Annotated in this window: 8 protein-coding genes; 7 read left to right on the top strand and 1 reads right to left on the bottom strand. The window is 65.7% G+C overall.

The features are described 5' to 3' along the window. The 6 genes from AC36XV_RS03925 to AC36XV_RS03900 form a co-directional block, all read left to right on the top strand. On the top strand, positions 1–564 hold a 564-nt coding region (locus tag AC36XV_RS03925; RefSeq protein ID WP_492202370.1), incomplete at its 5' end, for a metal ABC transporter ATP-binding protein. Further along, a complete protein-coding gene (locus tag AC36XV_RS03920; RefSeq protein WP_492202369.1) occupies positions 561–1,397 on the top strand; it encodes a metal ABC transporter permease in 837 nt (278 codons plus the stop codon). The genes AC36XV_RS03925 and AC36XV_RS03920, both read left to right, overlap by 4 nt. 184 nt (positions 1,398–1,581) lie before the next feature. Next, positions 1,582–2,676 (top strand): efflux RND transporter periplasmic adaptor subunit, encoded by a 1,095-nt coding sequence (locus tag AC36XV_RS03915; RefSeq protein WP_492202368.1) that lies wholly within the window; start codon positions 1,582–1,584, stop codon positions 2,674–2,676. A 43-nt stretch (positions 2,677–2,719) separates the two neighbouring features. After that, positions 2,720–3,967: an ABC transporter permease gene (locus AC36XV_RS03910; protein ID WP_492202367.1), complete on the top strand. Its 1,248-nt coding sequence runs from the start codon at positions 2,720–2,722 to the stop codon at positions 3,965–3,967. Positions 3,968–3,976: 9 nt separating this feature from the next. Then, complete coding sequence (locus AC36XV_RS03905) at positions 3,977–5,221, top strand: ABC transporter permease (protein WP_492202366.1); 1,245 nt, start codon at positions 3,977–3,979, stop codon at positions 5,219–5,221. A 31-nt stretch (positions 5,222–5,252) separates the two neighbouring features. Beyond that, positions 5,253–5,543, top strand: a complete 291-nt coding sequence (locus AC36XV_RS03900) for a hypothetical protein (RefSeq protein WP_492202365.1) — start codon at positions 5,253–5,255, stop codon at positions 5,541–5,543. Between the two features lie 35 nt (positions 5,544–5,578). Here AC36XV_RS03900 and AC36XV_RS03895 read toward each other — a convergent pair whose 3' ends face one another. After that, a complete protein-coding gene (locus AC36XV_RS03895; RefSeq protein ID WP_492202364.1) occupies positions 5,579–6,217 on the bottom strand; it encodes a hypothetical protein in 639 nt (212 codons plus the stop codon). A gap of 185 nt (positions 6,218–6,402) precedes the next feature. On the opposite strand from AC36XV_RS03895, the gene AC36XV_RS03890 reads away from it, so the two are divergent. Beyond that, the coding region (locus AC36XV_RS03890; RefSeq protein ID WP_492202363.1) for a hypothetical protein at positions 6,403–7,125 on the top strand (723 nt) is incomplete at its 3' end.

Below are 7,125 nucleotides of genomic sequence, written 5' to 3'. Positions count from 1 at the left end.
GCTCCCTCCGAGCGTCGGGGAATGATCGGCTACGTGCCCCAGTACGCCCGGTTCGATGCAGGCTTTCCGATCGACGTGCTCGACACGGTTCTGATGGGACGTCTGGGCGTGAAGAGGAAGGAGACATCGCGTGAGGCCCGGGAGGCGGCAGCGCGGGCCCTGCAGCGGGTGGACCTGGGCGGACTGGCGCGCGAGAGCATTGGCCGGTTGTCGGGAGGCCAGCTGCAGCGGGTCCTCATCGCGAGAGCGCTGGCGGGCGAGCCGAGGCTCCTCCTTCTGGACGAGCCGACGGCGAGCGTGGACACGCGCATCGGACGCTCGGTGTACGAGCTGCTCGAGAAGCTCTCCGAGCGGATGACGATCGTGCTCGTGTCTCACGACATCGGGGTCGTTTCGAGATACGTGAAGACGATCGCATGCCTCAACGTGCGCCTCCACTATCATCGCTCGAAGGAGTTGACCGAAGCGATGCTGGAGGCCGCGTACGGCTGTCCGGTCGATCTGGTGGCGCACGGGCACCCCCATCGCGTGTTTCCCGCCCACGGCGCGGGGGGCGAGTCGTGACCGGGGCCCTGGAGTATGCCTTCTTTCAACGCGCGCTGCTGGCCGGGCTGCTGGCCGCCGTGGCCAGCGGCATCGTCGGGACCTTCGTGGTCGCCCGCCGGATGGCCTCGGTCTCGGGAGGACTGGCGCACGCTGCCTTCGGGGGCATCGGGCTCGGCTACCTCGTGGGATTCCCGCCGATGGCCGGCGCACTCGCCTTCGGCCTGCTCTCGGCCCTCGGCATCGGCGTGGCCGAGCTCAGGCTACGCCAGGGTCTCGACACGCTCATCGCCATGGTATGGGCCGTCGGAATGGCCCTCGGCATTCTCTTCGCGTCTCTGGCGCCGGGCGCGACACCGGATCTCTTGAGCTACCTGTTCGGGAACATCCTCTTCGTGCCTCCGGAATACCTCGCGTTCACCGCGGCTCTCGACGTCTTCCTGTTGATCGTGGTGCTTCGGCTCTACCGTCCGCTCCAGGCCATCGCGTTCGACGAGGAGTTCAGCTGGGTGGCGGGAATTCCGGTGGCCGGCCTGTTCCTGCTTCTGCTCGGATTGACCGCGGTCACCGTCGTCGTGCTCATCCGGATCGTCGGAGTGATCCTCGTCATCGCGCTGCTGACCTTTCCGGCGGCGATCGCGCGACACTGGACCGGCAGCCTGGACCGCATGATCGTGTGGGCGACGGCGATCGGTGCGGTCTGCATCACGAGCGGCCTGTTCCTGGCGTACGAGCTCTCTGCCCGCTTCGGTGTCGACATTCCCACCGGCCCCTTCATCATCCTTCTGGCCGCGGCCCTATACGGCATTTCGACGACGCTGAAGTCGCTGATCGGGAGGAAATCCCGCGCCTGAGTTGCCGTGGATCTTAGGGCACCGGTTCGCTGAAACTTCGACTCCCCCCTCGCGCGTAGGAACAACCGTGGCCGTAGGCCCGGCTGACGAACGGGGCCGCCCGGCTGGCGGTGCCGGTGAGCGGCGTGCCCGTCGACGTACGATGGCACCCGCGAACGTGCACGAGGTCCTGGGGAGATTGGGAATGAAGACGAGAACCAAGGTGTTCTTCGGGCTCGGAGGTCTGGTTGCCGTGGCCGCAACCGTGGCCGCCGTTTCGCTTCGGGGAGGCAACGGAGAGGACGGGCCCGTGACGATCGAGGTGGTACGGGACTCGATCGTCCAGAAGGCGATCGCGATCGGGAACATCGAGCCCAACGTGGAGATCAGCGTGAAGTCACAGCTCTCCGGCGTGGTGCGCGAGCTGTTCGTCGATGATGGGGACTTCGTGGAGGCCGGAGCGCCCCTTCTCGAAGTGAAGCCGAATCCCACACCTATCGAGCTGGCCGAAGCGAGTCGCCAGGTGGAGCTGCGGGAGGTGGAGCTCGAGAACCAGGAGCGAGACCTGCGGCGAAAGCGGGAGCTCAGGGACAAGGACTTCATCACCCAGGAGGAGCTGGAGCTCTCGGAGCGTCAGTACGAGCAGGCACGCATCCAGGTGCAGATGGCCCGGGAGAGGGTGGCGCTGCTCGAGACCGGGCGGGTGAAGATCGCGGACCGGAGCATCGAGGGCGTGATCCGGTCTCCGATCAACGGGTTCATTCTGGAGACTCGGGTGGAGAGCGGAGACCCGGTCGTACCTCTCAGCAACTTCCAGGAGGGCACGGTCCTCATCACGATGGCGGAGATGGACGACCTGATCTTCCGGGGGACGGTGGACGAGATCGACGTGGGAAAGCTGGAGGAGGGGATGCCGGCAGCCGTCAAGGTCGGGGCGCTTCCTGAGGCGCGGGTTCGGGGCCGCGTACGCTCGATCTCGCTCAAGGCGCGAAGCGAGGACAACGCCACGGTGTTCCCGATCGAGGTCGAGCTGACCGACCTGGACGGGGCGACGCTGCGGGCCGGGTACTCGGCCAACGTCGACATCATCATCGATCGTCGGGACAGCGTGCTGGTCATACCGGAGCGACTCGTCCGTCGGGAGGATGGGGTGGCACGGGTCACCGTGCTCGTGGCCCCCGGGGTCACCGAGGAGCGCGAGGTCGAAACCGGCCTTTCCGACGCTCTCCGGATCGAGGTGCTGTCGGGGCTCGAACAGGGAGATCGGGTCGTCGAGCCGCCGCCGAGAGAGATCGAATGATCGGCGCGCGCGGGTACGGAGGCCGAGCGGACGGGAGGTCCGGATGACGCGGCTCACGGCGGCGATCAGCCAGTTCGTGGCCGACGTGCGAAGTCAGAAGCTTCGCACCGTGCTCACGCTGCTGGGCATCACCTGGGGAACCGTCGCGGTCGTCGTGCTGCTCGCCTTCGGCGTCGGGCTCGAAAACCAGACGCGGAAGCGGTTTCACGGGCTCGGCGACCGGGTCGTGATGATGTTCGGCGGCACCACCACCCGGACCTTCGAGGGTTTCCCCGACGGGCGATCGATCCGGCTTCGGGAGGACGACGCGTGGATCCTCAAGACCCAGGTGTCGGAGATCGAGCGCATCAGCCCCGAGTACAGTCGATGGGGGACCCCGGTGCGGAAGGGCCGGCAGGTTCTTCGCCCCAACGTGGCCGGTGTATGGCCGGACTACACGTACATGCGAAACGTGATCCCGGACCGGGGCGGACGCTTCATCAACCAGGAGGACGTGGACAGGCGCCGTCGGGTGGCGGTCCTCGGGAACGAAGCCCGGAACTTCCTGTTCCCGGAGGAGGGGCCGGACGTCGATGTGGTGGGGCGGCAGATCATGATCGGGGAGACCCCGTTCACGGTCGTGGGGGTGATGAAGCCGAAGCAGCAGAGCTCCTCGTACAGCTCGCGCGACCAGGACCGGGTGTTCATACCGGGCACGACCCATTACGCGATGTTCGGGCAACCGTACCTGAACAACATCGTCTACCAGACGGCCAGCGCGGAGGCCTCGCGCCGGGCGGGAGTCCGGGCGCGGGAAGTGCTCGGTCGCCGGTACCGGTTCGACCCGGCCGATGAGGATGCCCTCCCGATCTGGGACACGACCGAGTTCGAGAAGATGTTCGAGTACCTGTTCCTCGGTTTTCGGATCTTCTTCGCCATCGTCGGTTCCTTCACGCTGACGGTTGGAGGCATCGGAGTCGCGAACATCATGTTCGTCGTCGTCCGCGAGCGGACCCGCGAGATCGGAATCAAGAGATCGGTCGGGGCCCGGCGCCCCGACATCCTCCGGCAGTTCTTCCTCGAGGCGGCCACCCTGACACTGGTCGGCGGCGCCCTGGGTTTCCTCCTGTCGCTCGGTCTCGTTCGGTTGGTGTCGTTCGGTGACATGACCGAGTTCATCGGCACGCCCCAGATCTCGCCGTCCGTCGCCGTGATCACGATGGTGCTTCTGGGGGTGATCGGTGTGGCCGCCGGGTACTTTCCGGCCCGCAAGGCGGCCAATCTCGATCCTGTCGATTGCCTGAGATCGTGAGCTGAGACGATGTGGAGAATCCTCCTGACCGAGTTTCTGGGCGATCTGAAGACCCACAAGACGAGGGCGCTGCTCACCACCTTCGCGATCACGTGGGGAACCATAGCGGTCGTGCTTCTGCTGGCCTTCGGAGAGGGGCTGCGCCTCACGATCAACCGGGGTCTGCTGAACGCTGGCGAGCGCATCTTCATGGTGTATGGCGGACAGACGACGCGCGATTTCGAGGGGCTTCCGCGCGGCCGCCGGGTGGCGCTCACCGAGGACGACATGAATCACGTGCTGCGATTCGTCGATCAGATCGAGTCGGCGAGCCCGTCGTACGGACGCTGGGGCGTCACGCTGAGCTATGGGGACGTGAAGACCACCACGTACATGGAAGGAGTGCACCCCCCGTTCTCAGAAATGCGTCGCATGTTTCCGAAGGCAGGCGGTCGGTTCATCAACCAGGCCGACGTGGACGAGCGGAGACGGGTCCTGTTCCTGGGGGACACCATCGCCTATCACCTGTTCGGGGCGGAAGACCCGGTAGGCAAACAGCTCGACCTGGACGGGATCCCGTTTACGGTCGTCGGCGTGATGCAGTCGAAGTTCCAGGACAGCATGAACAACGGTCCCGACGAGAACCGGGCGATCATACCCGCCAGCACCTACCGGGCGATCTATGGCGACCGGTACGTAAACCACCTGCTCTTCAAGCCCCGAAGCGTCGAGCGTGCGGAGCTGACGAAGCGCGAGCTCTTCGAAGTGCTGGGGGCGAAGCACCGGTTCGACCCGGACGACGAGCGGGCTCTCGGGATCTGGGACTTCATCGAGGACGAGAAGCAGACGCAGGCGATCGGGCTCGGGATCCAGATGTTCCTCGGCCTGGTCGGCCTGTTCACGCTCATCGTGGCTGGCGTCGGGGTGGCGAACATCATGTACGTCGTCGTGAAGGAGCGCACCCGGGAGATCGGAGTGAAGCTGGCCGTGGGCGCGAGGAAGTCCCACATCATGCTTCAGTTCATCTTCGAGGCCCTGATGATCTCGGCACTGGGAGGCCTGGTGGGCATGGTCGTCTCGGTGATCGTGGTGTGGATCGTGGATGCGGTTCCCGCCTCGAATCCCGCCATGAACTATCTGGCGAATCCGCGGCTTTCGTGGAGCATCACGCTGGCCTGCGCCTCGATCCTGATGCTGATCGGCCTTCTGTCCGGCTTCCTTCCTGCTCGCAAGGCTGCGCGGCTCGATCCGGTCGAGTCGCTGCGCTACGAGTGAAGCCACCTCCCTCGACTCCGGAGCTGACGAAATGGAAGAGTTCTTTCTCGCCCTCGTACCGATCACCCTGGTGCTGTCCGTGGCCGGAGTGCTGATCTTCCGGCCTCTGACGAAGCGTCTTGGGAACGTGCTGGAGGCGAACGCCCTCGCGAAGCGGCAGACGGACGAAGACCGACTTCAGGAGGAGCGGTTGAAGACACTGATCGAGACACAGAACCTGAAGATCCTGCAACTGGAGCAGCGGCTCGAGTTCACGGAGTCGCTGCTCGAGACGCGGTACCAGACCCTCGCCGGTTCGAGGCCGAGACGCGAGCTCACCTGAGCCGGAAAGTGGGTGTCTCGGATCGTGGAACCGCGTCAGAGAAAGATGAACGCTCCGGCGCGGAGGGCGAACAGGGTACCGGATCGCGAGGTGCCGGGGTCGGCTCTTCCGTCGATGACCAGGTCACCGCCTGAAAACCAACCGAACTGGCCCGAAACGTCGATCGAAAAACCTTCGCTGATCGGAATGTCCACGCCGACGACCGCTCCCAGCTCGATTCCGCTGATCGAGGTGGTGACGTCCTGGTAGTCGTTGCTCAGCTTCATCCAACCGCCCCGTGCCTGCAGGTACGGGATCATCTCGGTCTCTTCGCTGAAGATCAGGAGCTCGGCGACCGCAAAGACGTCGTATCGGTTTGCCGACGCATCGATGTCCTCGATCGAGTGCCTGGAATAAGCGGCGCCGGCCCCGAGGCGGAGGGGAACGCTGCCAAGCTGGTAGAGACCGGCCAGCTCGACCCCGGGCCCGGCACCGAGGCTGTCGGCCGCATCTCCGGTCAGGAACGTGTACGACAGGTTGGCGTCGATCATGAAGCGCGCCTCTCGACGCGGATCGAAGCGGCCCTGACCGAGGGCGTCCTCCACGGCTCCGATCAGGAGGGCCGAGGCCACGAGCGCTGCGGCGACCGCGAAGCGTCGCATGTTCACTCCCTTTCCGATGAAAGGTCCGCCCATCGATGCGTCCGACAGCGACACTTGCGATGGTCCCGATCCCTGTCAACACCGCCCCCGGGCCGGTTGTTTCCTCCGATCGATCTTGCCGGTAGCCCCGACAGGCTTTTGATTGGGCGCTGGAGCGGGTCCGGCGGTTCTCGTGAGAGGGAACCTCCGTGCTCTCGAGTTCGCACGTCGGAGTGGCCATGAGCGAAGATCAGAACGACGGCTCGAACGACACGCCGGAGTGGCGTGTTCCGGCGGACGAGCAACTCAAGGCGGACGCCTACCACGTGTGGAAGCCGCGTCCGCTCCTGCGGAGCATCCACTGGAAGCCCCTGCCCGAGCCGGAGAAGGATGCCGCCACGGGCTCCTACGATGTCTTTTTGGACCAGCGAGCCTTCCGCGCGATGCATCAGCATCTGTGGAACGCGGCTCCGGGCGAGGAACCGTTCGGCTTTCTGATCGGAGACCTGTGCGAGGATCCGGACAGCGGCCGGCGGTACGTCATCGTCAGTGCTGCAGTACCCTCGAAGTTCCAGCTCCAGGACGGTCCGGAGTCGATGCCCCGAGAGGCTCTCGTGGCGCTGGAGCTCGAGGCGGATCGGCGGAAGGGCGTGCTGGCGGGCTGGTACCGGAGAAGGCGCGAGGGGGCGGTGGAGCTCACCGCGTCGGACATGAAGATGCACGAGATGCACTTCCCGGAGCCCTGGCAGGTGGCCTTCCTCTTCGTGACCGATCACGCAAGCCCGAGCGGCGGCTGCTTCCGGCGGGCCCTGCGCGGGCTGCAGGGCGACGTCCCCCTTCCGTTCTTCGAGATGGTGAGCAACGAGTCGCTGCTCGCCAGGGGCGTGCGCAGGTCTCGCCTCGACTGGGAGAACGTCGAGACGACGGACGCGGTCCAGCCGGAGCCTCCGCCGCGGCCGGAG

Source organism: Candidatus Benthicola sp. (assembly GCF_058719085.1).
Note: the sequence above shows the minus strand (reverse complement) of the source record. Positions and strands in the feature narration are given on the sequence as shown.